The 26,403-nt window shown below is 62.7% G+C and carries 20 protein-coding genes; 12 read left to right on the top strand and 8 right to left on the bottom strand.

Going from position 1 to position 26,403, the window contains the following annotated elements:
• Nucleotides 1–82 precede the first annotated feature (82 nt).
• The 12 genes from LC531_RS14920 to LC531_RS14865 all read left to right on the top strand — a co-directional run bounded on the left by LC531_RS14920 (nucleotide 83) and on the right by LC531_RS14865 (nucleotide 18,264).
• Complete coding sequence (locus tag LC531_RS14920) at nucleotides 83–679, top strand: cytochrome c oxidase subunit 3 (RefSeq protein ID WP_223651567.1); 597 nt, start codon at nucleotides 83–85, stop codon at nucleotides 677–679.
• A gap of 43 nt (nucleotides 680–722) precedes the next feature.
• On the top strand, nucleotides 723–1,499 hold the full coding sequence (locus LC531_RS14915) for a cytochrome c oxidase subunit 3 (RefSeq protein WP_416138701.1): 777 nt from the start codon (nucleotides 723–725) through the stop codon (nucleotides 1,497–1,499).
• An 83-nt stretch (nucleotides 1,500–1,582) separates the two neighbouring features.
• Nucleotides 1,583–1,936: a cytochrome C oxidase subunit IV family protein gene (locus LC531_RS14910; protein ID WP_223651563.1), complete on the top strand. Its 354-nt coding sequence runs from the start codon at nucleotides 1,583–1,585 to the stop codon at nucleotides 1,934–1,936.
• 7 nt (nucleotides 1,937–1,943) lie between these two features.
• Complete coding sequence (locus LC531_RS14905; RefSeq protein ID WP_223651562.1) at nucleotides 1,944–2,636, top strand: hypothetical protein; 693 nt, start codon at nucleotides 1,944–1,946, stop codon at nucleotides 2,634–2,636.
• Nucleotides 2,620–3,201, top strand: coding sequence for a DUF420 domain-containing protein (locus LC531_RS14900; protein WP_223651561.1), 582 nt, complete (start codon nucleotides 2,620–2,622; stop codon nucleotides 3,199–3,201). The genes LC531_RS14905 and LC531_RS14900 overlap by 17 nt, the downstream gene beginning before the upstream one ends.
• Nucleotides 3,202–3,238: 37 nt before the next feature.
• A complete protein-coding gene (locus LC531_RS14895; RefSeq protein ID WP_223651560.1) occupies nucleotides 3,239–3,484 on the top strand; it encodes a hypothetical protein in 246 nt (81 codons plus the stop codon).
• Between the two features lie 240 nt (nucleotides 3,485–3,724).
• The gene (locus tag LC531_RS14890; RefSeq protein ID WP_223651559.1) at nucleotides 3,725–7,495 is read left to right on the top strand and encodes a sensor histidine kinase; all 3,771 of its coding nucleotides are present in this window, start codon (nucleotides 3,725–3,727) and stop codon (nucleotides 7,493–7,495) included.
• A 167-nt stretch (nucleotides 7,496–7,662) separates the two neighbouring features.
• Nucleotides 7,663–8,139, top strand: coding sequence for a hypothetical protein (locus LC531_RS14885; protein ID WP_223651558.1), 477 nt, complete (start codon nucleotides 7,663–7,665; stop codon nucleotides 8,137–8,139).
• A gap of 366 nt (nucleotides 8,140–8,505) precedes the next feature.
• Nucleotides 8,506–10,191, top strand: a complete 1,686-nt coding sequence (locus LC531_RS14880; protein ID WP_223651557.1) for a site-specific DNA-methyltransferase — start codon at nucleotides 8,506–8,508, stop codon at nucleotides 10,189–10,191.
• A gap of 146 nt (nucleotides 10,192–10,337) precedes the next feature.
• On the top strand, nucleotides 10,338–14,189 hold the full coding sequence (locus LC531_RS14875) for a hypothetical protein (RefSeq protein WP_223651556.1): 3,852 nt from the start codon (nucleotides 10,338–10,340) through the stop codon (nucleotides 14,187–14,189).
• Nucleotides 14,190–14,343: 154 nt separating this feature from the next.
• Entirely contained in the window at nucleotides 14,344–15,870 is a 1,527-nt protein-coding gene (locus LC531_RS14870; protein WP_223651555.1) for an FAD binding domain-containing protein, read from the top strand.
• A 108-nt stretch (nucleotides 15,871–15,978) separates the two neighbouring features.
• Nucleotides 15,979–18,264 carry a xanthine dehydrogenase molybdopterin binding subunit gene (locus tag LC531_RS14865; protein WP_223651554.1) on the top strand — a complete coding sequence of 762 codons (2,286 nt, stop codon included), beginning with the start codon at nucleotides 15,979–15,981 and terminating at the stop codon, nucleotides 18,262–18,264.
• Here LC531_RS14865 and LC531_RS14860 read toward each other — a convergent pair.
• The 8 genes from LC531_RS14860 to LC531_RS14825 form a co-directional block, all read right to left on the bottom strand.
• Nucleotides 18,248–19,264, bottom strand: coding sequence for a mechanosensitive ion channel family protein (locus LC531_RS14860; RefSeq protein ID WP_223651552.1), 1,017 nt, complete (start codon nucleotides 19,262–19,264; stop codon nucleotides 18,248–18,250). The two genes, LC531_RS14865 and LC531_RS14860, sit on opposite strands and share 17 nt — an antisense overlap.
• A gap of 99 nt (nucleotides 19,265–19,363) precedes the next feature.
• A complete protein-coding gene (locus LC531_RS14855) occupies nucleotides 19,364–20,353 on the bottom strand; it encodes a Brp/Blh family beta-carotene 15,15'-dioxygenase (RefSeq protein ID WP_223651551.1) in 990 nt (329 codons plus the stop codon).
• Nucleotides 20,340–21,176: a bacteriorhodopsin gene (locus tag LC531_RS14850; RefSeq protein WP_223651549.1), complete on the bottom strand. Its 837-nt coding sequence runs from the start codon at nucleotides 21,174–21,176 to the stop codon at nucleotides 20,340–20,342. Before LC531_RS14850 ends, LC531_RS14855 begins: the two co-directional genes overlap by 14 nt.
• Nucleotides 21,177–21,462: 286 nt before the next feature.
• Complete coding sequence (locus tag LC531_RS14845) at nucleotides 21,463–22,896, bottom strand: DUF6986 family protein (RefSeq protein WP_223651547.1); 1,434 nt, start codon at nucleotides 22,894–22,896, stop codon at nucleotides 21,463–21,465.
• Between the two features lie 138 nt (nucleotides 22,897–23,034).
• Nucleotides 23,035–23,373, bottom strand: a complete 339-nt coding sequence (gene uraH / locus LC531_RS14840; protein WP_223651545.1) for a hydroxyisourate hydrolase — start codon at nucleotides 23,371–23,373, stop codon at nucleotides 23,035–23,037.
• On the bottom strand, nucleotides 23,370–24,137 hold the full coding sequence (gene uraD / locus LC531_RS14835) for a 2-oxo-4-hydroxy-4-carboxy-5-ureidoimidazoline decarboxylase (protein ID WP_223651543.1): 768 nt from the start codon (nucleotides 24,135–24,137) through the stop codon (nucleotides 23,370–23,372). The genes uraH and uraD overlap by 4 nt, the downstream gene beginning before the upstream one ends.
• Complete coding sequence (gene allE / locus LC531_RS14830; RefSeq protein ID WP_223651541.1) at nucleotides 24,134–24,880, bottom strand: (S)-ureidoglycine aminohydrolase; 747 nt, start codon at nucleotides 24,878–24,880, stop codon at nucleotides 24,134–24,136. Before allE ends, uraD begins: the two co-directional genes overlap by 4 nt.
• Before the next feature lie 158 nt (nucleotides 24,881–25,038).
• Nucleotides 25,039–26,289, bottom strand: coding sequence for a M20 family metallo-hydrolase (locus LC531_RS14825; protein WP_223651540.1), 1,251 nt, complete (start codon nucleotides 26,287–26,289; stop codon nucleotides 25,039–25,041).
• Nucleotides 26,290–26,403: the final 114 nt, after the last annotated feature.

Genomic DNA, 26,403 nt, shown 5'->3' with positions numbered 1-26,403 from the left:
TTTGTTATCTAGGCAACCGGCCTCGAGTGGTAGCTAGCTACCCGGCCGCTTATCCAACTAGCTATTTAGTAAGTATTCTCTTATGAAACCAACCGAAGTAGTTTTGGCCGACGGCGAAAAGGAAATGGGCCTGGGCTGGCACCCAAAGCGCGTGCTGCTCATTCTTTTGATTTTCAGTATTGTGATGATGTTTGCGGCTTTTACCAGCGGCTACATTGTGCGGCGCGACGAGGGCAACTGGCGCGAGTTTGACCTTCCTGCCGCCCTGCTCGTCAATTCCATCCTTATTGCCTTAAGTAGCGCCACCATGCAGTGGGCATACTTTTCGGCCCGGCAGGACGAGGTAAAGCGCGCCAATTTATTACTGCTGGTAACGCTGGGGCTGGGGGTAGTCTTTCTGTTTGGGCAGGTACACGCCTGGGGACAGATGGTGGCGGGTCACACATTTTTTGGTGGGGCCGACGCTAATCCCTCCGGCTCGTTCGTGTACGTGTTGATGGGCGTGCACGCTTTTCACTTAGTTACGGGGCTGGTTTTCGTGGCCGTGGTTTTGAAGCGAAGCCTTAACTATCAGGTGCATTCGCGGGCAATGCTCTCGATTGGCAACGCTACCCTGTACTGGCACTTCCTGGGTGCGCTTTGGCTATACCTGTATTTGTTCCTACTTTTGAACCATTAAAGAGGAATCCGGCGTAAAGCCGCCCGACCAGCTATTGTCCGTTATGGCCCAAACTACCACCCTGCAGCCTACCGCTGCGCCCACCACCTCTGCCGACGCGCCCCGCACCGGCACCTGGGACGGTGGCAACGAACCCTTCAAAGCGAGTTACGGCAAGCTGATGATGTGGTTTTTTCTGCTTTCGGATACGTTTACCTTCGGCGCGTTTCTGACCGCCTACGGCCTCATCCGGCACAAGCACGGCGTGTATGAGGGCACGGCCAAAGCTTTTCACTTCAGCACTGCCTACTGGCCTACCCCCGAGAAGGTGTTCAACGCCTTCCCCGGCCTGCACGGCCTGGATTTGCCGTTGGCTTTTGTGGCTTTGATGACGATGATTCTCATCTTCAGCTCCGTGACGATGGTGCTGGCCGTAGAAGCCGGCCACCGCATGGATAAAGCCGATGTGCAAAAATGGCTGTTGTGGACTATTCTGTTTGGCTCGATGTTTTTAAGCAGCCAGGCTTGGGAATGGAGCCACTTTATTGGCGGCCATGAGGAAGGTACCCTGATGGCCGACGGCACGGTGATGCACGGTGCCAACCTAGCCATGAACCAGTACGGCCCACCGTTATTTGCCGACCTGTTTTTCTTTATCACGGGCTTTCATGGCACCCACGTATTCTCGGGCGTGTGCCTGCTGGTGTGGTGCTTTATCGCTACGACCAACGGCACGTTTGAGCGGCGCGGCCACTACGAAATGATTGAAAAAATCGGCCTTTACTGGCACTTTGTAGACTTGGTGTGGGTATTCGTTTTCACCTTCTTCTACCTTGTCTGATTGTTGAATGCTTGGAATAAGCACCTTACTTCAACCAAGCAGCCCAGGACTTTCAATCATTCAACAACTAATTTATCCATTCTATGTCTAATCACGCGGAAGAACTTTCCCTTAGCCCCGGCGAAATCGCCAAGCCGAACGTGGCCTGGATTTGGCGCACGTTCTGGGTGCTGGTCGGCATCACGGCCGTAGAGTTCGCCATTGCTTTCACAATGACTTCGCCGGGCCTGCGCACGTTGCGCAACAGCATCTTTATCGTGATGACGATTCTGAAGGCCTTCTTCATCGTCGGCGAGTTTATGCACTTGAAGCACGAAGCTAAAAGTCTTATCTGGACCATCCTCATCCCGACCGCGTTGCTGGTATGGCTGGTTGTGGCCCTCGTGACGGAAGGCTCTTACGTGGGCGAAGCATTGTCGCACATGTTCAGCAGCTAGAGTAGGGATGCGACCACGCCAGACCATTTTGCTGGGCCTGCTGCTGCTGGTGCCGGTGCTGGCGTTCCTGTTTCTTTACGGCTTCGGCCGCAACCATTACGCGCTGCCAACCTACTTGCCCGAGCGGGCGGACTCAGTCCGCGCCTCGGCGGGAGGGTGGCAGCGCGATACTGTTTTCCACCGGGTGCGGCCGCTACAGTTACGCGCGGCCGGCGGCCGGACGCTTAGCAATGCCGAGCTGAACCAGGGGATGTACGTGGTGCAGTTCTACGCGCCAGGGGGGGTAGGGGAGCCGGCAACCCGCGCGATGGCGCGCGTGCAGGAACACTTCCGGCCCGAGCCGCGGGTGCGGCTGCTGACGCTGGTGCCGGCCGCCGCTACTGCCGCTGCCACCGATACTGAGCTGGCCCGGCTGAGCGAGCAGTTCGGCACTATTAGCGGCAAGTGGTTTGTGGCCGCCGCCCCGGCCGACACCTTACGCCAGTTGGCGCAGTATGAGTTTGGAGCCACTGCTTTGCGGCCGGCGCGGCTGCCTTTCCGGCCCGCCACCGAGCCGGGGAACCTGCGGCCCGGCCAGCTGTTGTTAGTGGACCAGGCGCGGCACGTGCGCGGCTACTACGACACCGCCGATAAGTACGAAGTCGAGCGCCTCATCACCGAAATCAACGTTTTGCTCTATACCTATGACCACCACGACTGAGCAGCTGCACCCGCCCGTGCTGGAGCCGGGCGACTACACCAAATACAAGATTATTTTGGGGGCGTTGGGCGTGGTGGTGCCGCTGCTGGTGGCGGTGCTGTTTTACTACAAGAATATCTTCCGCATTGCCGGGGCCGGGCCCTACCTGCACGCGCTGCCGGCCGTGAACGCGGTGCTGAATTCGCTCACGGCCGTGGCGCTCCTGACGGGCTACTACTTCATTCGGCAAAAAAACGTGCTGGCGCACCGGGCGTCGATGGGCACGGCCTTTGGGCTGGGCGCGCTGTTTCTGGTGTCTTACGTGGCCTACCACTCGCAGGTCGAGAGCACCCATTTTGGGGGGGTAGGGGCGGCACGGGCGTTCTACTTTATTTTGTTGTTGACGCACATCAGCCTGGCGGCGGTGACGGTGGCGCTGGTGCTGTTTACGCTCTATTTTGCCCTCACGGGGCAATATATTAAGCATCGGCGCATTGCCCGCTGGACCTTTCCGGTGTGGCTCTACGTTTCGGTCACGGGCGTTATCGTGTACTTTATGATTGCGCCGTACTACCCGGCCGGCTAGCGCCACAACCTTCAGACTACCTAACCGTTCCATCTTTATGAAAAAGCTAATTTTTGGATTGTTGCTGAGCTTCGGGTTTCTCTTTACCTTGCTGTCGGCCAAGGCGCAGTGCGTAATGTGCGCTAGCCAGGTGGAAGCCGCCCGGCAGGAACGCGACGACTACGACGTAAGCGGCCTCAACAAAGGCATCGTGTATATGATGACCGCGCCTTACATCCTGATGGGAGCCGTGGGCTTTTTCTGGTATAAGCGCACGCACCCCAAGCGCCCCACGAAGATGTAATTCCTTTTTGTGAAGAGTAAAAAGCCGCTGGCTGCGCTGTTGAGCGCGGGCCAGCGGCTTTTTTGTGACCCAAAAGGCCGGGGCGAGCCAGGTTGGGTGCTAGCTTGCGGAGGGGTAGCCGGCTTGATTTTTGCCGGGTGCCGGCCCATTATCCTCACAAAGTAGGGTACGGGGGCAAGCCCCGCACCCTACCTCGGGCTCGCTAACCAGAATAAAAGCTAACCGCTCACGTTCCTCTCCTTGCTTGCTTACGTCCGTCGTTCTCTAGCCCGTCGTTGGCCCCTGTTATTGCTGCTGCTGGCGCTGCTCAGCTTCGAGGCGTGCTGGCTGACGAACACGCGGGTGCAGCTCAGCGACAGCGGCGATGCCTACCCCAACGTGGTGCGCCTGCAAAGCCTGGTGAGCCAGGCCGCCGCCACGGCCGGGCGCGAAGCCCAGCGCGTGGCCCGCGAAAGCCAGGCCCCTACCCCCCCGGACTTCAGCCGCCTGCTGGTGCAGTGCTCGTACCCCACCTTCGTGGCCCGCGAGGGGCAGCTGGTGGGCTGGTCGGCCTCGGGCCCCGCGCCCACCGCCGCCGAGCTGGCCGACCCTACCCCCGAGCGCCTCTCGCAAACGGCGCTGGGCGAGTTTCTGGTGGTGCGGCGGGCGCAGGGACCGGTGGTAGTACTGGCCTACGTGCCGCTGGCGCGGCATTATGGCATCAGCAACCGCTACCTGCGCGACGGGGCCGAGCCCGCGCTGCTGCAAGGCTTGCAGGTGCAGGCCGCGCCCGTGCTTCCCGGCGAAGCCAAGGGCCTGGTGGCCGCGATAGTCGATGCGCAGGGGCACTACCTGTTTTCGGTGGTGCAGCTGCCGGGTAGCGTGGTGGCTGGGCGGCTGGTGCCGCTGCTGCTGCTGCTGCTCAGCATTGGGTGCTACACGGCGGGCTGGCTGGGACTGGCCTTCCGCTGGTGGCGGCAGCAGCGGGTGGGGCTGGCGATGCTGGCGCTGGCGGGCGCGCCGCTGGCGCTGCGGGCGGCATTGCTTTACCTGAGCTTGCCCTACGCCTGGCTGGAGCTGCCGCTCTTCGACCCCCGCGTGTACGCCGTGTCGGGCCTGGCCCCGTCGCTGGGCGACTTGCTGCTCAACGGCCTGCTGGCGCTGCTGCTGGCCGGGGCGGCGGTGGTGTGCAGCCGCCACTACCGGCTGCCCACGCGGGCGCAGGTGGCCCCGGTGGGGCGCTGGGGCGTGCCGGCCGGGCTAGGGCTGCTGGCGAGCATCGTGGGCTTATACAGCTACTACACCAGCGCGTTCAGCAACAGCCAGCTCACGCTCGACATCACCCAGAGTATGCAGGTGAGCGGCTTCCGGCTGCTGCTGCTGCTGGCGGTGCTGCTGCACACGGCAGCATTTGTTGCGGGGTTTTATTTGCTGACCGGGCTGCTGGCCCCCGACCTGCGCCGCGTGCCCCGGCGGCGGCTGCTGGGGGTGGGGCTCACGCTGGCCGCCGTGCTGCTGCCCCTGGGCGCGCTGCTGCACGAAATAACGCTGCTGCTGCCCGGTCTGACGTGCCTCTACCTAGTGCTGGTGCGCGTTGGCGCGCTGCACTACCGGCCCGAAAAAGGGCCGCCGCGCTACCTGCTATTGCTGCTGCTGCTGGGGCTGGCCTCGGCCGTGGGGGCCACGGCGCTGTATGGGCAGTTTGAGCGGCAATTGCTGCTCGATAAGCAGCGCCTGGCGAGTAATTTATTGGTTGATAACGACCTGCAAGGCGAATTCTTGCTGGGCCAGCGACTGAAGCAGCTCGCGGCCGACCCCATTGTGGCGCGCCTGCTGCTGAGCAAGCCCGTGCGCACGGAGGCCCTGCGGCGGCGCATCGAGCGCCAATACCTGCGCACGTACTTCGACAAGTACGAGGAAGCCATTTACCTCTTTGACCCGAGCGGCCAGCCCGTGGGCGGCGAGGCCGACGATACCCTGACCTTCAACCAGACGCGCGCCGAGCTGTCGCGCACCGCTACCGCTACCGACCAGCCCGGCGTGTACCTGCTGAAGTCGGATAATTCCTTTAGCTCGCGGCGCTACGTGGCGGTGGTGCCCATTGCGCTGCCCGCCGGTGCTAATGGCAGCGGGTCGCCCACGCCGGCCGGCACCATCTTGCTCACGCTTAGCCTCAAGCAGCTGGCCAGCTACAGCGTGCTGCCCGAGCTGCTGGTAGACCAGAAGTTCTTTCAGCCCGGCCTGGCCACCGACCTCAGCTACGCTGGCTACGCCCAGGGCCGGCTGGTGTACAGTGAAGGTGACTTCGACTACGCCAACCTGCTCCCTGCCTCCGTGCTGCGCGACTCAAAAATCTACCAGAATGGGGTCGTGGTTAGTGATTTTCACCAGCTGGCCATGCACGATGCCAGCGGCCGGCGCGTGGTCGTCGTCACGACGGCCACGTACTCGGCGGCCGACTGGTTTTCGAATTTCTCCTTTCAATTGCTGCTCAACGTGGTGCTGTGGCTGCTGGCGGGCGGCGGCTACCTGCTGTGGCGGCGCAATGGCTGGGGCGTGCGCCTCAACTTTAGCGCCCGCATTCAGCTGCTGCTCAACCTGGGCATTCTGCTGCCGCTGCTGGTGGTGAGCGTGGCCACTACCAGCCAGGTGGTGTCGAGCTACCGCCGCGACTTGCGCCGCACCTACGAGCGGCGCGGCCACATTGCCCTCGAAAGCCTGCTGCGCCGCCGCGACCAGCTCTCCGACACCACCGCCCGGCCGGTGCTCACGGCCCTGGCCCGCAACGTGGCGGCCCTCACCGAAACCGACCTCAACCTCTACGACGCGCGCGGGCAGCTGCTGGTCAGCTCGCAGCCGCTCATCTTCGAGGCCGGCCTGCTGGGGCCGCTGCTCAACCCCCAGGCCGTGATAGACCTGCGCCAGCGCGGCCTCAGCCGCACGCTGCTTACTGAGCGGGCGGGCACGCTCTCGTTCAGCTCGCTCTACCTGCCGGTGCGGGCGGCCAGCGTCGATGGCCCGGCCGGGCCGATAACGGGCTACGTGGGCATTCCGTTTTTTGACTCGCAGAAGGAGCTGGACACCAAGCTGACCGAGATGTTCACGACCGTGCTGAACATTTTTACGCTCATGTTTCTGGTATTTCTGGGGCTGGCCTTTGTGGCGGCGCGCCAGCTCACGGCTCCGCTCAAGCTGCTGACCCAGCGCCTGAAGCGCACGACCCTCACCGGCCGCAACGAGGTGCTCGACTACCGCAGCAGCGACGACGAAATCGGGCTGCTCGTGCGCGAGTACAACGACATGCTGGGCAAGCTCGAAGCCAGCAAGCGCGAGCTGGCCGCCCAGGAAAAAGAAGCCGCCTGGCGCGAGATGGCCCGCCAGGTGGCCCACGAAATCAAGAACCCGCTCACGCCCATGAAGCTGAGCCTGCAGTACCTGCAAAAAGCCATTGCCGAGCGCCGCCCCAACGCCGAGGCCCTGATTGGGCGCATCTCCCAGACGCTCATTACCCAGATTGACGTGCTCTCCGACATCGCTACCTCGTTCAGCACTTTCACCAACCTGCCCGCCATGCGCCCCGCCCGCCTCGACCTGGCGGCCGTGCTGCGGCAGTGCACCGACCTGTTTCGGCAAGAGGAGGGCGACGAGCACGGCGAGCTGCACCTCGCCCTACCCCCCGATGGCAGCTACACCGTCTTCGCGGATGAAAGTTTGCTCATCCGCACCTTCAATAACCTGCTGCTCAATGCCCGGCAGGCCGTGCCGGCCGGCCGGCCACCGCGCCAGGAAGTGGCGCTGCGCCCCGACGGCCCCGGCAAGGTGCTCATCACCATCGCCGACAACGGCGCGGGCATTCCGGCAGCCGTGCGCGACCAGGTTTTTCAACCCAATTTCACCACCAAGGCCACCGGCTCGGGCATTGGGCTGGCGGTGGCCAAGCGCGGCATCGAGAGCGCCGGCGGCCGCCTCTGGTTCGAGACGGAGGAGGGGGTAGGGACCACGTTCTTTATCGAGCTGCCGCTGGCGGGGTAGGGGGGTAGGAGGAGCCAAATCAAGGACAAACGCTCTTTGTCACTTAATTCTTCATGCTTACCTCATTATTCTTACCTTGCGCACCGGCTGCGGCCGCTGGCAAGGCGCTGGCGGCGCGGCCCGTGGGCCCGGCAAGCGCGGGGCTTTTCATTCTCCTTTCTTGCCCAATGGCAGACTTAATTACGAAAGCCGTGCCGGCCAAAGCGCTGGCCGATGCGCTGGCCGCCATCCGCCAGGCGCGCCAGGCGCTGGCCCCCTACCTCGTGGCCCTCACCCCGGAAGAGCGCGCCAGCCTGCCCAAGATGGGCGACAAGTCGGTGGCCTTTGTCACCAAAGCCGCCGAGTTTGCTCAAAGCTTGCCCACCCTCATGCCGCAGTACCTCGACGTGGCCGGCCTGGTGGTGGACGCCGGCGTGAACGCCGACCTCCTACCCCTCTACCTGGAGCTGAACGGCTTTGCCACCGACGTGGACAGCACCCGCATGGAAGCCGGCTCCGAGGGTTACTCGTCGGCGCTGGTGGCGTATAGCGCCCTCAAAATCGCCGCTTCGCTCAACCAGCCAGGGGCGCAGGCCGCCGTGGCCGAGCTGGAGCCCCGCTTCGCCAGCCAGGGCAAGCGCAAAGCCGCCCCCGCCAAAGCCTGACACCGGGGCTGAGCGCCCAAAAAGGGGAGTGAGTTGGGGTCCGACCCTAACTCACTCCCCTTTTTGGGCACTCAGGTTCGCTTTGAGGGCACTCGGGTTCCCTTTTTGGGCACTCAGGTTCGCTTTTTGGGCACTCGGGTTCGCTTTTTGGGCACTCAGGTTCACTTTGTAGGCAGTCGGGTTCCCAAAAAGGGCACTCGGGTTCCCTTTTTGGGGAGCTAGGTGCTCTTGGAGGGCACGGGGGCCGGCTGTCCGCTCGCCGGGAGAACGACCGGCGCGCCCGACGAGCGGACAGCCGGCCCAAAAGCCGGCAGCCTGCCCCCGCCCGCCCCCACCCCAACCGGCGCGCCGCTCTACCTTGCGGGCATGAATGAATTGATATTAGGAGATAACCTGGAAGTGCTACGCCACCTGCCCGCCGAATCGGTGGATTTGATTTACCTCGACCCGCCGTTTTTCTCCAACCGCACCTACGAAGTCATCTGGGGCGATGCCGGCGAGCGCCGCTCGTTTGAGGACCGCTGGAGCGGCGGCATCATGCAATACATCGACTGGCTCAACGAGCGCGTGCGCGAGCTGCACCGCCTCCTCAAACCCACCGGCTCGCTGTTTCTGCACTGCGACTGGCACGCTAACTCCTATATCCGCGTGTTCATTCTCGACAAGCTCTTTGGGGAAGACAATTTTCGTACAGAAGTAATCTGGAAGCGCAGCAGCGCGCATAGTGATGGCAAGCAAGGTAGGCGTGTAGCAGGAAATATTACAGACACTATTTGGCATTACAGTAAAAGTCCTTCTGAATTTACCGCTAACGCCATTTTTCTTCCTTATTCTGCCGATTATATCGCCAAATATTACAGTCAAATTGAACCCGAAACGGGCCGCCGCTACACGTTGGGAGACCTATCAGGGCCGGGCGGGGCAGCGAATGGTAATCCTGCCTACGAAGTTCTTGGAGTGACTAAATATTGGCGTTATTCCCGCGAAAAGATGAACGCGCTTATTGCAGAAGGTAGGATTATAAAAACTACTGGTGATACGGTGCGCTTCAAAAGGTATTTGGATGAGATGCCCGGCATCCCGCTTCAAAATATGTGGGATGATATTCCTCCCGTTAATTCTCAAGCAAAAGAAAGGGTTGGCTACCCCACTCAAAAGCCGGTAGCCCTACTAGAGCGCATCATTGCGATGGCCTCGAACGAGGGCGACGTGGTGCTGGACCCCTTCGTGGGCGGGGGCACGACGGTGGTCGCGGCCGAGCGGCTGAAGCGCCGCTGGCTGGGCATTGACCAGAGCGTGCAGGCCGTGAAGGTGACCGAGCTGCGCCTGAAGCTGGGCAGCGACTTGTTCAGCCAGGATTTCGCGGTGCGCCTGCACAAATACGACGTGGAGGCCCTCAAAGCGCAGAACCCCTACGCCTTCGAGGGCTGGCTGGTGACGCAGTTTGGCGGCACGCCCAACGTGAAGCGGCGCGGCGACCTGGGCCTGGACGGCAGCAGCCGCGAGGGCCTACCCCTGCAAGTGAAGCAGAGCGAGGGCGTGGGCCGCAACGTGGTCGATAATTTCCGGGCCGCCGCCGAGCGCCACGACGCGGCGCTCTTTGCCCGGCAGCGCGCCAGCGGCGAGCCGGTGGGCTACATTCTGGCCTTCAGCTTCGGCCGCGGCGCGGTGGAGGAAGTGGCCCGCCTGCGCACTAAGGAAGGCATCCGCATCGAGCTGGTGCCCGTGAAAGACATTGTGGAGCTGGCCCACAAGCCCCGCCTCACGGTGCGGGTGGAGGCCATAGCCGCTGCCGCCGCGGGCACCAAGCGGGCCGTGCGCCTCACCGCCACCGGCGAGAGCCCCGCCGGCCTCGAATTCTACGCCTGGGATGCCCACTACGACCCCGCCCAAGGCTTCCGCCCCAGCATTTTGCTCGACAAAGCCGGCGTGCAAACGCTACAGCTCAAGCCCGGCGCGCACGTCATCGCGGTGCAGGTAGTAGACAATGATGGGTTGAGCGCGCTGGAGGTGGTGCGCCTGCACGTGAACGGGGAGGTGCGGGTTGGTTGAGAGTTGAGAATTAAGAGTTGAGAGAACGTCATTCCGAGCTTGCCGAGGAATGACGTTCTCTCAACTCTTAATTCTCCCCTAACTCCTCCAGGCACCAAAGTTGCCGCCCCCGGCGTTGTGCCGGCGCTGCTGCCGAACTTTACCCGATGACCCACTGCTACCGTTTTTGCGTTGCCCTCGTGGCCCTGCTGGCGGTAGCGTGGGGCAGCGGGCCGGCGGCGCGGGCGCAGACCGTTCCTACCCCCCCGCCCGCCGCCAAGGTTGCCCCCGCCCTACCCCCCGCCCCCGAGCCGATGCCGCCCAACACCCGGCGCTGCCGCTACGTGCGCCTGGCCCTGGGCCACGACACGACGAGCTTCGCGCTCAGCGACACGCTCACCATCGTGCCGGCCTCGGTGGCGGCCACCGGGCAGCCAGTGACCTACGATGCGGGGCGGGACCGCTACCAGCTGGTGCGGCCCGCCCCGCGCGACAGCCTGGGCGCGCCGCGCGCCGATTCGGTGCTGATTTGCTACCGGGTGCTGCCGCTGCCGCTGCTGCGCGCCCGCTACCGCCGCCCGCGCGGCCTCATGGACACGCTCGATTTTCGGGACCGGCCCATGCTGCGGCTCGAAGATTTTTCGCAGCAGGAGCAGATTCTCAGCACGCCGGGCATTAGCAAGACGGGCAATCTGAGCCGGGGCATTTCCTTCGGCAACACCCAGAACGTGTTCGTGAACTCGGCCCTCAACCTGCAATTGGAGGGGCAGCTGACGGAGAATATTCACCTCACGGCGGCCATCTCGGACCAGAACGTGCCGTTTCAGCCCGAGGGGAATACGCAGACGCTCCAGCAGTTCGATAAAATCTACATCACCCTCACCGGCCCGCAGTGGAACCTGACGGCCGGCGACGTGGTGCTGCGCAACAAGCCCGACTACTTTTTGCGCTATTATAAAAACATCCAGGGCGCGGCCATTGAGGCCAACCTGGGTGCGCCCGGCCCGCAGCCGCTGCAAGCCGGCACCACCAACAACAGCGTGAGCAACGCGCCGCCCTCGTCGTTCACGACCTACACCAACGGCGTGACCACCAACAGCGCCGCGCCGGCCGGCTCGGCCACCGCGCCGCTGCTGCCGCCCACCGCCGCCGTGCCGGGCGGCCAGCCGCTGCCCGGCGCGCCGCCCCCCGGCCCCACCGGCACCAGCAGCGTAACGGTGCTCAACAAGCTGGGCCAGGTTCGGTCCTCGACCCTGGTGGCGGGGGGGGTAGCAAAGGGTAAGTTTGCCAGCATCGACCTCACGCCGATTGACAACGTGCAGGGCCCGTACCGCCTCACGGGGCCCAATGGCGAGCAGTTTATCATCGTGCTGGCCGGCTCGGAGCGCGTGTACCTCGATGGCCGGCTGCAAACGCGGGGCTTCGACTTCGACTACGTGGTGGATTATAACCTGGCCGAAATCACGTTTTCGCCCCGCCACCTCATCACGGCCAACTCGCGCCTGAAGGTCGATTTTGAGTACTCGGACCTCAACTACTCGCGCTCGCTCTACACGCTGAGTCACTACCAGCAAATTGGGAAACTGAGCCTGCGCGGCAACTTCTACCAGGAATCGGACAACCCCGACGCCACGGCCAACCTCACGCTCTCGTACCAGGACCGCCAGCTGCTGCGCGGTGCCGGCAACGTGTCGGTGGTATCGGCGCCGGGGGCCGACTCGGCGGCCTTCAACCGCACGATAGTGCAGTATCACCGCGTGGCCCAGCTCAACACCACTACCGGCCTGCGCGAGTACGTGTACAAGTATGCCCGCGACTCGCTGAGCGGGGTGTATACGGTGCGCTTCACGCAGGTGGGGGCGGGGCTGGGTGACTACGCGCTGAGTACGACCAATGTGAACGCCAACGGCCGGGTGTATGAATACAAGGGCCATAACCAGGGCGACTACCGGCCGGTGCGCCTCCTCCCTACCCCCCTGCTCAAGCAGATGGCCACGGCCGGGGCCACGTTTCAGCTCGACCCCACCGCGGCGGTGTTCGTGGACCTGGCCACCTCGCAGCTCCAGCGCAACCGCTTCGACAGCACCGGCACGCGCAGCCAGAGCGGCGGGGCCATGCGCCTGGGCTACACCGTGCAAAACCGCGCCCTACCCACCTGGGCCCCGGCGGCCTTGCAGAAATACCGCCTGCGCTCGGCCCTCGACTACGAATACACGCAGGCCGGCTTTTCGCCGATTGACCGCTACCGCGACATCGAGTTTGACCGCAACTGGAGCGCCGCCAGCACTGCCAACGCCACCACGGCCGCGCCCAAAGAAGACAATATCTTCAACTTCGCGGTGGGCCTGAGCCGCGACGCTACCCACGCCATCAACTACCGCGTGAGCCGGCGCTACCGGCCCGGCGAGGTGAGCGGCGTGCAGCAGTGGCTCGACGTGGCCCAGCAGGTGGGCCGGCTCGATGTGCGCGGCTCGCTGTTTGTGCTCAACTCGCAGGCCGGGCGGTTCCACTCCAGCTGGGTGCGCGGCGAGGCTACCGTGCGCTACGGGGGGGGTAGGGTTATTCCGAGCTACACCTATCGGTTTGATAAAAACAAGGTTGTCTCGCCGCTGGGCGATACCATCCGCTCAGCCAACTACTTCGACGAGCACACCTTCGCCCTGCAAAGCCCCGACACCGGCCGCACGCGCTACGGCCTCAGCTACGGCTTCCGGCAGGACCGCACGCCCACCGCCGAGCAAAACAACCTGCGCGTGCACACCCAGTCGCAGACCGTGCAGGGCAACCTCAGCACCCACCTCAGCAAAAACCAGGACCTGCGCATGGTGGCCACTTACCGCGACGTGAACCTGGTGAGCCAGCCCGACAGCGCCCGCCAGCGCAACATTCTGGGCAAGCTCGACCACTCGCTCAGCCTGCTGCAAAACCAGATTCGCTCTGAGCTGACCTACAGCGTGCAAACCGGCCGCGAGCTGCGGCGCGACTTCTCGTTTGTGGCCGTGCCCGCCGGCCAGGGCACTCACTACTACGCCGGTGACCTCAACAAAAACGGCGTGCAGGACAAAGACGAGTTTCTGGAAGCCCAAACCCCCGATGCGCAGTACCGCACCTATATCAAAGTGTATTTGCCCACCAACGACTACCTCACGGCCTACCAAAACCGCCTCAGCTACCGCCTCACCGTGAACGCGCCCCGCGGCTGGCGCGAGGCCGGCAGCTGGCGCGCCGCCGTGGCGCGCCTCAGCAGCATCAGCAGCGTTACGGTAGATAGGCGCACCACCAGCCCAGCCCTTGTTAATCGCCTTAGTCCGTTTAGCTACGGCAAGGGCGATGACAAGCTGCTGGCGTTTAATCAGCTGCTGCGCAATACGCTGTATTTCAACCGGGCCAACCCCATTTTTGGGGCGGAGTTAACCGTGCAGCAAACTCAGCAAAAAACGCTGCTCACGGAAGGCTTCGACCTGCGCAACCTCCAGACCCAGAGCCTGCTGCTGCGCCGCACGCTGGCGCAGTCGTTCACGGGCCGCTTCACCGTGGCGCGCGACATTCGGGAGGCGCAGGCCACGTACTCCATTGACCCCACCAGCTCCAGCTACCGCAATTTCAGCCTGCTCATCTACACCGTGCAGCCCGAAATCAGCTACCAGCCCAGCCCCGCGCTGCGCCTCACCGGCTCGCTGCTGCACACCGCCAAAGGCAACACCTGGGCCGCCCGCGTGAGCGACACCAACGGTACCTTCGACGACCTGGGCCTCGAAGCCCGCGTGAGCCAGGTGAGCAAGCGCACCATCACGGCCGCTACCCACGTCACGCGCGTTAGCTTCACCGGCGACCAGTCCTCCGTAGTAGCCCTCGAAGTATTGCAGGCCCTGCGCCCCGGCACCAACTACACCTGGAACCTCAATCTGGAGCAGCGCCTCACCAACGGCCTGAACATCAACGTGGCCTACGACGGCCGCAAGGCCAGCGGCTCGCCCATCGTGCACACCGGCCGGATGCAGGTAGCGGTGCTGTTTTAGGCTGCTGATGACCTTGGTTGGTAGGTTGCTACCCCCTCCCGCGGGCGTGAAGTCGTCGCACTACCTTTGGCTGGCCTGCTGCGCGTTATGAAAAAGCTGGCCTGCCTGTTATCTTACCCATTCGTTTGTCCACTTTGGATAAGCACTTGCGGCTATGATTACCTTTTACCTCAACGACCAGCCCATCCACACCGCCGAGCCGGCCGCCAGCGCCCTACTCGACTTCGTGCGCTACCACGAGCACCTGATGGGCACCAAAATCGGCTGCCGCGAGGGCGACTGCGGTGCCTGCACCGTGCTGGTGGGCGAGCTGGCCGAAGGCAATCAACGCATTAACTACCAGAGCATGACGAGCTGCCTCACGCCGCTCGGCAACGTGCACGGCAAGCACGTAGTCACGGTGGAGGGCATCAACCGGGCCGGCGGCCAGCTCACGCCGGTGCAGCAGGCCATTGTTGACCACCACGGTGCGCAGTGCGGCTTCTGCACCGTGGGCTTCGTGATGTCGCTCACCGGCCACAGCCTGGGCGAGAAACCGGCTACCGAAACCAATACCCGCGCCGCCATCGACGGCAATATCTGCCGCTGCACCGGCTACAAGTCGCTGGAGCGCGCCGCCGCCGCCCTCACCGCTGAGCTGGCCGAGCGCCCCACCACCAACAGCGTAAAGTGGCTGAGCGAAAAACAGTTTGTACCCGCCTATTTCGAGGAAATGCCCGCCCGGCTGGCTGCCCTGCGCGTCGAAACGGCCGCCGCTGAGGCAGCGCCTACCCCCCCTGCTAACGGCCATGCTGCCAACGGCTACGCTGCATCGACCTCACCTAACGGCCACGCCCAAAGCCAGAACGGCCACGCCGCCAGTGCATTCCCGCACGCCACGCATCCGCTCCTGAGCGGCGGCACCGACCTATTGGTGCAGCGCCTCGACGAGCTGCGCCAGCAGCCCGTGCGCCTGCTCTTCGACCAAAGCGGCCGGCGCAGCGTGCGCCAGCACGGCGGCCGCGTGGTACTGGGCGCTGCCACTACGGCCAGCCAATTGCTGGAATCGGAGTTGATGTGCGCCCTACTGCCGCGCCTGCCCGACTACCTCAAGCTGGTGTCGAGCACGCCCATCCGCAACATGGGCACCATGGCCGGTAATTTCGTAAACGCCTCGCCCATTGGTGATTTAACGATATTATTTTTGGCCCTGGGTGCCGACGTGACGTTGGCCGCCGCCGGGGGGGTAGGGCGGGTTTTGCCGCTAGCCGAGCTGTACCTCGGCTACAAAAAGCTGGCGAAAGCTGCCGACGAGCAGGTAACCGAAATCAGCTTCCCCGCCCCGCAGGCCGGCGACTTGTTTAACTTCGAGAAAGTTTCCAAGCGAACCCACCTCGACATTGCCAGCGTGAATACCGCCGCCTGGCTGCGCTTCGAAAACGGCGTAATTACGGCCGCTCGCGTCTCGGCTGGGGGGGTAGGGCCGGTGCCGCTGCTGCTGCGCCGCACCGGCGAGTACCTGCTGGGCCGCGAGTTATCGGCCGAAACGGTGGCAGGAGCCAATGAGGTGATGCAGACAGAAATGAGTCCCATTGGCGATGTGCGCGGCACGGCGGCTTATAAGCGCCTGCTGCTGCGGCAGTTGCTATTCGCGCATTTTCTGCGCTTCGCGCCGGAACTGACGCTGGCAGAGTTGCTGTAAATACAGAGTGGCACTCCGTTAATCGTCCGCGCCATGAGGGCGCAAAAACCTATTCTATTGCTTTGCCCGGCGCTTACGGAAACGGAGTGCCACTCCGTTTTACAAGCCATGAACCACCTCGACCCCCAGCGCCACGTGCGCGGCGAATCGCAGTACCTCGACGATGTGCCCGAGCAGCAGGGCACGCTTTACGCGGCCGTATATGAGTCGCCGCTGGCCCACGGCGTGCTCAACAGCCTGGACCTGAAAGCCGCCAAAAAAGCGCCCGGCGTAGTGCGCATCCTCACCGCCGCTGCCATTCCCGGCCGCAATCAAATCGGTGGCATTGTGCCCGACGAGCCGCTGCTAGCCGAAGGCCACGTGCACTTTCGGGGCCAGCCGGTGGCGCTGGTGCTGGCCCGCACCGAGGCCCAGGCGCACGCCGCGCTCAAGCTCATCAAAGCCGATATTACGCCGCTGTCCATCATCACCGACCCGCGCCAGGCCGCCGCGCAGGGCGAGCTGATTGTGCCGCCGCGCACGTTTCGCATTGGCGACTCGGCCGGCGCGTTTGCCGAGTGTGCGCACGTGTTTGGGGGGGTAGCGGAGAGTGGCGGGCAGGAGCATTTATACATCGAAACGCAGGGTGCTTACGCTTTCCCGACCGAGCTGGGCGGGGTCAAAATTATCTCTTCGACCCAGGGGCCGACGGCCGTGCAGCGCCACTGCGCCGTGGTGCTGGGCATTGGTATGCACCAGATTGAGGTGGACGTGACGCGCCTCGGCGGCGGCTTTGGCGGCAAGGAGGACCAGGCCACGCCCTGGGGGTGCCTGGCCGCGCTAGGCGCTTTTTTGGTTAAAAAACCCGTGAAGCTGGTGCTCGACCGCATGGCCGACATGCGCATGACCGGCAAGCGCCACCCATACTCATCCGACTTCAAAATTGGGCTGAGCGCGGACCTTAAAATCCTGGCCTACGAGGTCACGTATTACCAGAATGCCGGGGCCGCCGCCGACCTCTCGCCGGCCGTGCTGGAGCGCACGCTTTTCCATACTACCAACGCCTACCGCATCCCCAACGTGACGGCCACGGCCAACTCGTGCCGCACCAATTTGCCGCCCAATACGGCCTTCCGGGGCTTCGGTGGGCCGCAGGGAATGTTCGTTATCGAGTCGGCCATCACTAAGGCGGCCGAGGCGCTGGGCGTGCTGCCCAGCGAGATTCAGCGGCTGAATCTCTTGCGCGAGGGCGACCCGTTTCCCTACCGCCAGCCAGCCGAAATGTGCCACGCCGAGCAGGCCTGGGACACGGCTGCCGAGTTATTTGACCTGGCCGGTCAGCGCGCCGCCGTAGCGAAGTTCAATCAAGAGAATCAGCTCTTTAAGCAAGGCTTGGCAATGATGCCCATCTGCTTCGGCATCTCGTTTACCAAGACGTTTATGAACCAGACGCGGGCGCTGGTGCACATCTACACCGATGGCTCGGTGGGCATCAGCACGGGCGCGGTGGAGATGGGCCAGGGCGTGAACACCAAAATCGCGCAGGTGGCGGCCCGCACGCTGGGCATCTCGATTAATCGCATCAAAATTGAAAGCACCAACACCACCCGCGTGGCCAACACCTCACCTAGCGCCGCCAGCGCCACCGCCGACCTTAACGGCAAGGCCACTGAGCTAGCCTGCCAGGCCCTGCGCGAGCGCCTGCTGCGCCACGCCAGCACCGAGTTTGCTACTGATTACGAAGGAATTACCATCGAAAATGAGCAGGTACTGGCCGCCGGTATTCCCGCCGAAACCACTTGGGAGAAGCTGGTAAGCAGCGCCTTCTTGCGGCGCGTGGCGCTCACCGAAAATGCTCACTACGCTACCCCCGGCGTGCACTTCGATGCCAGCACCGAAAGCGGCTACCCCTTCGCTTACCACGTCTACGGTACGGCCCTAACCACCACCACCGTCGATTGCCTACGTGGTACCTACACCATTGATAACGTGCAGATTGCCCACGATTTCGGCCAGAGCTTCAGCCCCGACATCGACCGCGGGCAGATTGAGGGCGGTGCCGTGCAGGGCATCGGCTGGATGACGCTGGAAGAAGTGAGCTACAACGACGAAGGCCATCTGCTCAGCAACTCGCTGAACAGCTACAAGATACCCGACCTCTACTCGGTGCCGCAGGTACTTGATGTGCACTTTCTCGACACGCCCGGCCACCCCCATGCCATCCTGCGCTCCAAAGCCGTGGGCGAGCCGCCGCTGATGTACGGCATCGGCGCGTACTTCGCCCTGCGCGCTGCCGTGCGGGCATTTCAACCCGGTCTATCTCTACCCCTCGTCGCGCCCATGACGCCTGAGCGCGTACTCTGCGCGCTCTACCCCGAGTTCGTGGCCGAGCCAATGGCTAGGCAGCGGGTGTAACGATGCCTTGTTTCGCTTCTACTACCGGCGTGGTTTTGGTTTTTGCGGTTTCGGTGGCCTGCCTGGTTTCAGTCTCGCGTAGTTGCTGGCGCGATTGGGGCACGTCGCCTTCACCGGCGGGCCAGCCTTCACGCTGAGTTTTGCGGTCGCCGTCCGTGGCCTCGGTCTGGTCGTGCAGCAGGATTTGCTGGGTTGGGAAGGGTAGGTCGATGCCGTGGGCCGTGAGCGTATTTTTGATGGCTTCGAGCCCTTTGTCCTGCGCCGCCATGAAGTCGGCGCGGCGCGGTGGGTTTATCCACCAGCGGGCCCGAATGTTGACGCTGCTGCCGGCCAGGTCCACGACCAACGCCTCGGGCGCGGGGTCGGTCAGCACGCCCTCAATGCCGCGTAGAGCTTCGATTATCAGCTTACGGGCCGTGGCAATGTCGTCGCTGTAGCCAATGCCGATATCATACTGCAAGCGGCGCTTATCGTAGGCCGTGTTCACGGTGACGGCATTGATAAACAGCTCGGCGTTCGGAATAACTACCCGGCGGCCATCGTAAGTCATGATGGTAGTGGCGCGGGTTTGAATCGACTCCACAGTGCCCTCAAAGTCCTTGTACTGAATTTGGTCGTTGATGCGAAACGGCTCTGTGAGTAGCAGCAATACGCCAGCCAGGAAGTTCTGAAAAATATCCTTAAACGCGAAGCCGATGGCCACGCCGCCAATCCCCAGCGCGCTTACCAGGCTGGCCGGCGTGAAGCTGGGAACGATGATAGTGACCGTGACCAGAATGCCCATGATGAGCGTGGCCACGTAGGCCAGGCGGCTCAGCAGCACCCGCAGGCTTTGGCTGTCTTTGCGGTGCTGGGTCAGGCGCTCAACCAGCGAGCGCACCCCGCGGGCAGCAAACAAAAAGGCAACAAATACAAGAAAGCCGAAAATCAGGTTGGGCAACAGCGCCATGAACTCGCGGCCGATGTTGTTGATTTGCTGCCAGGCAATTGAAAAATCCATACTGGAGGTAAAAGATAAAGTGCGGGCGCTACCGCGCTGCTATCCCCCACACGCAATTAACCCGCCAAGGGTTGTCGATAACGAACTGCCGGCTCGCGCTTACCCCCGCCAACGAGCGGCGTCCAGGCCCAGCGTAACAAGCAGCGCGTGGGGTAGGGTCACCACCGAAGCCACCAGCAGCGCCAGGCTGATGAGCACCGTCCCGCTCGCCGCTCGCGCCCACGCCAAGCCATAAAGCACCGCCAGCGCCGCCACGCTAATGGCCAGCAGTGGTGCCGAGCGCCTTAGAAAGAAACCCAGCCCGGCCCACAGCGAGTGCCCGGCCAGGGGGTAGCCCATTAGGGCATTCATGCGCAGCACGTGCTGCAAGCTGTGCCAGAACACGAAGTATACGCCCGCCGACAGCACCGGTGGCAGCGCCGCCAGCAAGCAGCTGAGTAGCAGCGCTTCCAGGATATCGGTGAGGGCCAGCTGGCGCTGATTAGTCGCCAAATAGCTAGCCCATAGCAGCGCGTGGCCAGCCAGCACCAGTAGTCCTAGCCAATGCGCTACTGCTAGCAGAGCCGCTGTGCTCACCGGGGCGGCCCCAGCCAGAGCTAGCAGGCCGTTAGTAAGGGCACGCGTTTCAGCAGGCCAAAACCAGAGCGGCACCGTAAAGATGAGCCCGCCGCGCAACAGGCTGTGCGCCAGCCACTGCGCTCGGTAGCGGGCCGCCGCCGGCGCATCGCCCGAGCCCCAGTGCCAGGCCGACAAGCCAAAGAAAAATGCTACCGCCAGCGCCGGCTGCCACCACCACAGCAGCCCTACCCCCCCTGCCAGCCCCAGGTAGCCACCCAAAAACACCGCCCAGTAGCGTACCCGGTCGTGGGCTAGCGCGGGGTGCGTGGCGGGCACCACGTACTGGTCGCAGGCACCGTGGGCCACGCCCAGCAGTACCAATCCCAGCAGCAGCACCGGCCCCAGCACCCAGTTGGCCGCGCCCGGCAGCAGCCAGCCCACGGCCACGGCCACCAGCACTACCCCGTAGGAGTATAGCTGGGGCCGCACCGTGGGCTGGCGCAGACTACCGGCCAAACTAGGCCGTGGCATAGCCATCGAGCACCTTCTTCTCGTTCAGGCGCTCATCGAGCAGGCGCTTACCTACCAGGTAGGCTACTACCGAGATACCTACTTTGTTGAACACGTCGAAGATGCTGAACGAGATGTGGATGTAATTCAGGTCGATGTTGGTCATGGTCAGCATGTAGCCCAGCGGGTACACGCCCCAGGTCGTAACGGTGGTGATGCCGATGAACTTAAAGCCCCAACGCTCGGTGTCGGTAGCCCGCGCCGCGAATTTCTTGTATAGCCCGTACAGCGCCACCACAGCTACCACGTAACCTACCGTCGAAACAGCGCCCCACAGCAGTTTGCCGCTGTTAATAATTTCGCCATCTGCCGTCAGTTGCTGCTCCCCGATATAGCCCGTCACCACCATAAATAGGTCGGCCAGCAGCATCACCAGGATGGCCGTAGCTGCCTCCTTAAACTGAATGCGCAGCATCGACGAAGCCTTCAGCAGCAGCAGGGGGGTAGTCACGGCCCAGTCCATATAGCGATACTGCCCGATGGCCTGGTAGCTGTGCCGGATGAGGGCCGCCCGCGCCTCGGGCGAAGTCAGGTGCGTGAGGTCTTGCAGCATCCCGTGGTAAAACCGCGTGATGAGCAGGTACGACACGCCCGCCACAATGGAAATAACCCCGCCGTAAGCCCGCGAAATCCGGTGTTCGGGGGCTACGCTCTGATTAGTAAGAAAGCTAAAAATCACGTTGCCTAAAAAGCAGTAGGCCGCGAACGTCATGAAAAAATACGTGAGCATGGATAGCATGCCCACTTCCCCGGCGGTCGGAACGAATGTGTCAGCGAAGGTCATATCTGGAAAAGGAAAAAGGAGTGAAAGAACAAGCTGTCAAGCTACGTTTTGCTTACGGCCCAAACCGGTCAATCGTTGACAGTAACTCCTTCATTCCGTGCCCATTATGCGTGAACTTTCCATGAGTATGTTTAATTTTGAAATAATTCAACTACCTGATTTTCAGTAAAAATTACTTCCTAATCAACTCTCTGGCCAATAGGCCAGCAGCGGCAGATGGCCAAGAGGCAGGATAATAAATGCCGGAATTATATACGATTGGTGGTTACCTTATTCCGCTCTGCTGCTATGCCTTACGACGGCGGCCCTCCAGAATGCGGTAGAACGAGCGGGTTTTAATTTCCTCCACCGTGAGGCCAGTGGGCACGATGTCTTCCTCCGAAATAGCGCCGCAGTTCAGGGCTTTTAGAAAGAAATTGAGCAGTCCCTGGCCGGTAGCAGCGTCGTCGAAAATATCGCCGGTGAGGGTCGAAATCGCGGCCCGGTCCACGAAGGTTTTGAGGCGGTGCACGGCGCTTTCGTAGGCGCTGAGGAAGAAATGGTAGGTGGCCGCATAGCGCATGGGCAGCTGCGCGGGGTTCAGGTCCCAGCCCTGGTAAAAGCCGTTGATGAGCGAGTGCGTGGTGTGGTGGTAGGCCTGGCGCCAGCCGCTGTGCACGGCCTCCTGGTTTTCGCGTAGCTGCGCAAAGCTCAGGTTATCACCCCGGTGCGGGCCAATGGGCATCACGTTGGTGGCCCCGTCGCTCAGCCAGATGCCGGTGCCGCCCAGTGCCACCTTGGTCATGTGGTGGGCAAAGTCGCACACCGGATGCGCCATGGTCTGATATTTGGCCGTGATACCGGCCGAGGCCGTGTAGTCGTAGGTGCCGAAATGCGCCGCAATGCAGCGCCCCTCACTGGCCCGGATGATGCGCATTAAGGGATTGCGGCCCTCATCGTCCATCACAAGCTGGGTGGCCTCCACCATCGTTTCCATCTTTAACGTGCCGGGCGCTAGGCTATTAGCCTTTTCCAGCAGCTCCAGCAGGCGCACCATTGTGGTCATCTGCTCCGGTATCGTCACCTTGGGCAGCATGATGACGAAGTTGGGGGGTAGGGCACCGCCGGTGGCTTCGAGCAAAGTGCTCAGAAAGATGTCGAGGGTGCGCACGCCGCGCGCCTTCAGGTCTTCGGTAAAGGGCTTGATGCGGATGCCGATGAAGGGCGACAAGGTAGTAGCCGCCATACCCTTGGCTACCTCATGGGCGGCCTGCGCGGCGGTGGCGTCTTCCTCAGCGTCGGGCCGGTTGCCGAAGCCATCCTCAAAGTCAATGCGAAAATCCTCGACCGCCTCAGTCTTGAGCTTCTGCACAATTTTATTGTACACCGTGTAGGCCAGCCAGGCGGGCTCCTGGCGGCGCTGGTCGGCGGGCAGCTTGTCGAGGTAGTCGGTGAGGGCGTGGATGTCTGTTGAGAGGGTAGGCAGGTGCTCGTGGCCGGCCAGCGCCAGCACCCGCGCCAGCTCCACGAAGTTGGAGGCGTAAGTTTGAAGGTTGCGCAGGGCAATTTCGCCCATCCGCCCGCAGGTATCAGCCTTGAACAGGTTGGCCCCGCCATACACGGTGTGCACGGGCTGGCGGTCGGGCCGGTCGCCGGGGTAGGTATGCTGAAAGTGTAGGTTGGCCTCGCCCAGCTGGTCGAGCAAAGCGGTTTTATCGGAGTCCTGAAGGCTGAGTTTCATGAGGTAGTGAAGGAATTAAACAGACAATAGCGCGAAGTTTCCACTTCGTGCGCGAGCGCAGCGAGCAGGCGGAACCGGGCGGCGCGAACGACCATGCTCGCTTTGCTCGCGCACGAAGTGGAAACTTCGCGCTACGGCTCACGAGCCGCGGTACGTGCTGTAGCCGAAGGGATTAAGCAGCAGCGGCACGTGGTAATGCGCCGCGTCGGCCACGGTAAAGCAGATTTCCACGAAGGGATAAAAATGGGCGAGCCCGTCGCGCTCAAAATAATCCTGGGTGAAAAATTTGAGTTTATACATCCCCGTGGCCAGGATTTTAGCCTCGGGCAATAAATCGGGAATGCGACCATCGGCGTTAGTAGCGCCGCGCGCAATTTCGAGCCACTCGCCGCCATTCGGCTCAAATAACGCGATGGTAACGCCGGTCGCCGGCCGGCCCTTGGTCGTGTCGAGAATGTGGGTGGTAAGCTGGCTCATACAAGTAGTTTTTCGAGACGCAAGCGCGTGATTTTAGCCTGCTCGCCCATCGCAATATGAATTTCAGTAGCTGGCTTATGCGGCAGCCGAGCTTGCAGCAGCGCCAGCATCTCCGCCGCCGACTTACCCGTGGCGCACACGATAAAGATGTAGCCGAATTTGGCTTCATAAGCCGCATTGCCCGCCGTCAGCGCCGCCAGCGTGTCATCCGAAGCCTTGCGCACCGCGCCCTGCTCGCCCGCCGCCCAGGTGGCCGTGCTGGCAAACTTCTCGCGCAGCGCGCCCACATCCCCAATTTTTGGATGGTGCAAAAAAGCCTCGCGCCAGTCAGCCTCGGTCAGGTTGTACCACGTGCGCCCGGCCGCCTCGTAGAGCGCCGCCGCCGAGGCGAAGGGAAACTGCTGATTCAGGGTGGTGACCCAGGCGGTGGCCCCGCAGCAGGTAACCAGCACCTCGGCACGGGTGCCGGAGGGTAGGGCGTTAAGGTCAGGCAGGGTCATTGGACTAGAAAATTTGCGCAACTCAGGATACGCCCGAATGCGTGAAATAAAGGCTACGGTGCCAGTTTGGCGGCGGGCTTTCTCAGCCAGTCTAATCCCGGCTATTAGGCCAAGGCCGGCCACCGCCGCGCCGGTACCTACCCCCACCGCGCCGCCCAGCGCTGGTGCCAAAAGGCTCCCCGCTGCTACCCCAATAAGGGTAGGCGAAGCGGCGATTTCCAACCAGGCCACCGCTGCTACCAGCCGGTCGGGTAAGGAAGTCATACCACCGTTGGAAAGCGGTTCACGTTCTTGTAATAGATGTACACCGACGGCTCCTTGCCAATCGAAGCGGCCCACTGCTGGCAGAACGGGGCCATCCAGATAGCATCGCCCTTCTGCACCGGGTACCACTGCTGGTCAAGCATATAGATGGCCTGGCCCTGTAAGTAGAGCAGGCCGTGCTCCATAATGTGCGTCTCGACCATCGGCAGGTTGCCGCCGGGCTGGTAAGTGAAAATGTTGACGGCCATATCGAAATCCAGCTCATTGGGCAGCAATTCCTGGATGCGCAGCGCCTCGTCGTTCAGGTAAATGGGCGCTTTGCTATCGTCCTTTTCGCCCCAATGCACGCCCGGCACGGCGTGGCCCGCCAGCGGCTCATACACCTTGTGGAAGGTGAGAATCTGCGTGTTAGCCGTAGGGTTTTTGAAAACATAGGACTGCCTCACGGGCACGTACACGAACTTGCCCGCCGTCAGTATCCGGCTATCGTCGCCGATAGTGGCCTGCACCTGGCCCTGCACCACGTAGAAGAAAATCTGGCTGGCCTCGGTACGGCCCGTCAGCTGCCCGGCCTCGGTGAGCGTCACGAGCGTTTGGCAGAGCCGCGCGCCCATTTGCTCGTTAATAATGACGTTGACGGTGCCGCCCGTCCAGCCGGGCACGTTGCTGTTGATGTAGCCATCGGGCGCGATAATGGCGTGGTTGCGCCGGGTTACGGAGCGGGTAGCCGAGCCTAGTTGCATAAGGTGGGGGTAGGGAAGGGGGTAGGAAGAAAACCAGTTGTCTTTGCGAGCGCAACGAAGTGAAGCGCGGCAATTTTTCCTTCACGCAAGGAATGCTAGCTCAACAATTAGAGGGGATTGCCGCGCTCCACTCCGTTGCGCTCGCAAGGACAAATGGCTTAGTTATGCGCGTCTTTTAATTCCAACAAAAATCGCTCGGCCACTGCCATCGCCGCCGCTACATCGGCCGCTTCCACGTTCTCCAACGGATTGTGGCTGATGCCTTTGTAGCAGCGAATAAAGGCCATTGTGGCCGGCGCTACGGCCGAGGCGGGCACCGCGTCGTGGCCCGCGCCACTCACCAGGCCTACCACTTCGTAGCCGCCGGCCGCGATGGCTTGGCCCAGCAGGCGGTTCAGCTCATGGTCGCACTGCACGGGCGCGGTGGCCTGCACCAGCTGCCAGGTCAGCCCTACCCCCCGCCGAGCGGCCAAGGCTTCGGCCTGCGTCTGGATGCCGGCGTAGGCCGCCGCGAGCTGGTCGGCATCGGGGCTGCGCAGGTCGAAGCTGTGGATGACCTGGCCCGGAATAACGTTGCTGGCCGAGTACGGAATGCGCAGCTGGCCCACCGTGGCCACCAGCCCGTGGCCGTGGGCCAGCGCAAAGGCTTCGGTGGCGAGCACAAATTCGGAGGCGGCGGCTAGCGCATCCTGGCGCATGGGCATGGGCACGGTGCCAGCGTGGCCGGCCATGCCCGTCCAGGTTAGCTCCATGCGCTGCTGCCCAGCAATGGCCGTGACCAGCGCCACCGGCACGCCGCTTTCCCACAGCACCGGCCCCTGCTCGATGTGCAGCTCGAAGTAGCCCAGCCACTCGGTGGGGGGTAGGGCATCGGCGGCGAGCTGCGCGGTGTTGCCACCCATCTCATCAATGGCCTGGGCTAGGGTAATGCCGTCGGCATCGATGCGCTGCAACAGCGCCGGGTCGAAGGCGCCCGTTACCACCTTGCTGCCCAGGTAGGTGATGTGAAAACGCACACCTTCCTCGTCGCTGAAAGCAATTAATTCCAGATGGAACGGTAAGTCAAGCCCTTGCTGAATAATACTTTCTACCAAATCCAACCCCATCAGCACGCCCAGCGGCCCGTCGTATTTGCCGGCGTTCACCACCGTGTCGATGTGCGAGGCCAGCACAAACGTCTTAGCCCTCGGCCGCCGGCTGGCGAGCCGCCCGCGCAGGTTGCCGATGCCATCGAGGCGGGTTTCGAGGCCGGCGGCCTCAAACCAACCCTGCACCAAATCGCGGCCCTTTAGAAAAGCCGGCGTGCCAAACCGGCGCGTCACGGTCGCGCCCGTGGCGTCTTCGCTGATGGCGGCCAGCTCGTGAATGCGGCTGAGAATATGGGCGGTGCGGGTGGAGTAGTCGGGCATTAGAATAGAATTTACTTCGCCCTCCGCGAGGCACCTCACCCCCTAGCCCCCTCTCCAAAAGAGAGGGGGACAAGCCCTAGTTTTAGAAAATAGAAGCTAAGGCTAAAAACTAGT

Source organism: Hymenobacter psoromatis (assembly GCF_020012125.1).
Classification (GTDB): Bacteria; Bacteroidota; Bacteroidia; order Cytophagales; family Hymenobacteraceae; genus Hymenobacter; species Hymenobacter psoromatis.
The sequence above is the reverse complement of the archived record's forward strand: the minus strand, read 5'-3'. Positions and strand labels throughout refer to the sequence as shown.

Coding starts and splice junctions, on each gene's coding strand:
- LC531_RS14885 (WP_223651558.1), top strand. CDS start 7,663: ATGGCAGACTTAATTACGAAAGCCGTGCCGGCCAAAGCGCTGGCCGAT.
- LC531_RS14920 (WP_223651567.1), top strand. CDS start 83: ATGAAACCAACCGAAGTAGTTTTGGCCGACGGCGAAAAGGAAATGGGC.
- LC531_RS14845 (WP_223651547.1), bottom strand. CDS start 22,896: ATGAAACTCAGCCTTCAGGACTCCGATAAAACCGCTTTGCTCGACCAG.
- LC531_RS14825 (WP_223651540.1), bottom strand. CDS start 26,289: ATGCCCGACTACTCCACCCGCACCGCCCATATTCTCAGCCGCATTCAC.
- LC531_RS14895 (WP_223651560.1), top strand. CDS start 3,239: ATGAAAAAGCTAATTTTTGGATTGTTGCTGAGCTTCGGGTTTCTCTTT.
- uraH (WP_223651545.1), bottom strand. CDS start 23,373: ATGAGCCAGCTTACCACCCACATTCTCGACACGACCAAGGGCCGGCCG.
- LC531_RS14915 (WP_416138701.1), top strand. CDS start 723: ATGGCCCAAACTACCACCCTGCAGCCTACCGCTGCGCCCACCACCTCT.
- LC531_RS14905 (WP_223651562.1), top strand. CDS start 1,944: ATGCGACCACGCCAGACCATTTTGCTGGGCCTGCTGCTGCTGGTGCCG.
- LC531_RS14900 (WP_223651561.1), top strand. CDS start 2,620: ATGACCACCACGACTGAGCAGCTGCACCCGCCCGTGCTGGAGCCGGGC.
- allE (WP_223651541.1), bottom strand. CDS start 24,880: ATGCAACTAGGCTCGGCTACCCGCTCCGTAACCCGGCGCAACCACGCC.
- LC531_RS14865 (WP_223651554.1), top strand. CDS start 15,979: ATGAACCACCTCGACCCCCAGCGCCACGTGCGCGGCGAATCGCAGTAC.
- LC531_RS14860 (WP_223651552.1), bottom strand. CDS start 19,264: ATGGATTTTTCAATTGCCTGGCAGCAAATCAACAACATCGGCCGCGAG.
- LC531_RS14850 (WP_223651549.1), bottom strand. CDS start 21,176: ATGACCTTCGCTGACACATTCGTTCCGACCGCCGGGGAAGTGGGCATG.
- LC531_RS14880 (WP_223651557.1), top strand. CDS start 8,506: ATGAATGAATTGATATTAGGAGATAACCTGGAAGTGCTACGCCACCTG.
- LC531_RS14875 (WP_223651556.1), top strand. CDS start 10,338: ATGACCCACTGCTACCGTTTTTGCGTTGCCCTCGTGGCCCTGCTGGCG.
- LC531_RS14855 (WP_223651551.1), bottom strand. CDS start 20,353: ATGCCACGGCCTAGTTTGGCCGGTAGTCTGCGCCAGCCCACGGTGCGG.
- uraD (WP_223651543.1), bottom strand. CDS start 24,137: ATGACTTCCTTACCCGACCGGCTGGTAGCAGCGGTGGCCTGGTTGGAA.
- LC531_RS14910 (WP_223651563.1), top strand. CDS start 1,583: ATGTCTAATCACGCGGAAGAACTTTCCCTTAGCCCCGGCGAAATCGCC.
- LC531_RS14870 (WP_223651555.1), top strand. CDS start 14,344: ATGATTACCTTTTACCTCAACGACCAGCCCATCCACACCGCCGAGCCG.